General features: G+C 41.9%; 2 protein-coding genes. Both read right to left on the bottom strand.

Annotation, left to right across the window (positions count from 1 at the left end):
* Nucleotides 1-57: 57 nt before the first annotated feature.
* Entirely contained in the window at nucleotides 58-252 is a 195-nt protein-coding gene (locus BBW68_RS07585; RefSeq protein ID WP_245675229.1) for a hypothetical protein, read from the bottom strand.
* A gap of 531 nt (nucleotides 253-783) precedes the next feature.
* On the bottom strand, nucleotides 784-1,076 hold a 293-nt coding region (locus tag BBW68_RS07580; protein ID WP_186821304.1), incomplete at its 5' end, for an ATP-binding protein.

Raw genomic sequence — 1,076 nt, 5'->3', positions numbered from 1 at the left:
TTCTGGGGATCCCTCAGGGGTTTCCCCCGCCGTTCTATTTAGTCGATTATTTCAAAATCAACGTTTTGAGGAATTTACACCGCATTTTGTGGTGATGGTCTGGATCAGGCTTTCCAAAGATGCGTGACTTTCAACGGTGAAGCTCTGGCGAATACCGTAGGTACTCATGAACATTTTACCGCCTTTGATTTCGGCTTTTGTAAATGAGAATTTAAAGGTGTCTGGATAAGCCAAGTTTAAGATAGATTTCATTTTTTAGCTCCTGCCCGTGTGGGCTTTATTGATTGGGGCTATCCCCTTTCGATGACGTAATAATACGTCATTAGTGGCGTATCTGAAAGGATTTTTTATGAAAAACAGCTAATTATGTGATGCTTTTTGCGCTTTTTTATCCGCCCCAGCGGACAGAAGGGGCTATATGTCGCCCCATTCCTTACATTACCTCTCCCGATTTTATTATCTTCCTTAGTTCCTTCTCACTGTATTTTTTCCCGTTTTCCAGCTTTGAGTAAATATTACCGACAATCCAATAGCCGGACTTTTCATATTCAGTCAAATCAGATGGTTCATGAAGAACCAAAACGGGTTCACAATCGTTATCATATTCATAAATGAATATAGTTCTATAACCGTCACAAACATCAACATGTTTTTTTAGAAAAGTAATAAACCCTAACTTAGGGGCGGTAACGTTGTTATAGATATGTACATCTTATGAATTTGGCATATAAAATATTAGGCGTCAATTACTTTTGCCGGTACGCGTCAACTATCCTGGCCGCCTTAGGATTCTTGCTTAGTTGACTGCTGCGTTATCGCTTTTGATGTTTTCTTTCTGTAACTTTCTCCTTTTAACTCGAAGATATAACCGTGATGGATCAACCGATCCGCCGCTGCTACCGCCATCGTCTCTTCCACGAAGATGCTTCCCCATGTGCTGAACGGATGGTTGCTGGTGATGATCAGACTGCCTCTTTCGTACCGGTGCGCGATAAGTTCGAACAATACCCCGGTTTCAGCATTGTCACGTTTGACATAACCCAGGTCATCTATCACTATCACCCGGTAGCGATCCA

The sequence above is a fragment of the Candidatus Erwinia dacicola genome (genome assembly GCF_001756855.1).
GTDB lineage: Bacteria > Pseudomonadota > Gammaproteobacteria > Enterobacterales > Enterobacteriaceae > Erwinia > Erwinia dacicola.
The sequence above is the reverse complement of the archived record's forward strand: the minus strand, read 5'-3'. Positions and strand labels throughout refer to the sequence as shown.

Coding starts and splice junctions, on each gene's coding strand:
- BBW68_RS07585 (WP_245675229.1), bottom strand. CDS start 252: ATGAAATCTATCTTAAACTTGGCTTATCCAGACACCTTTAAATTCTCA.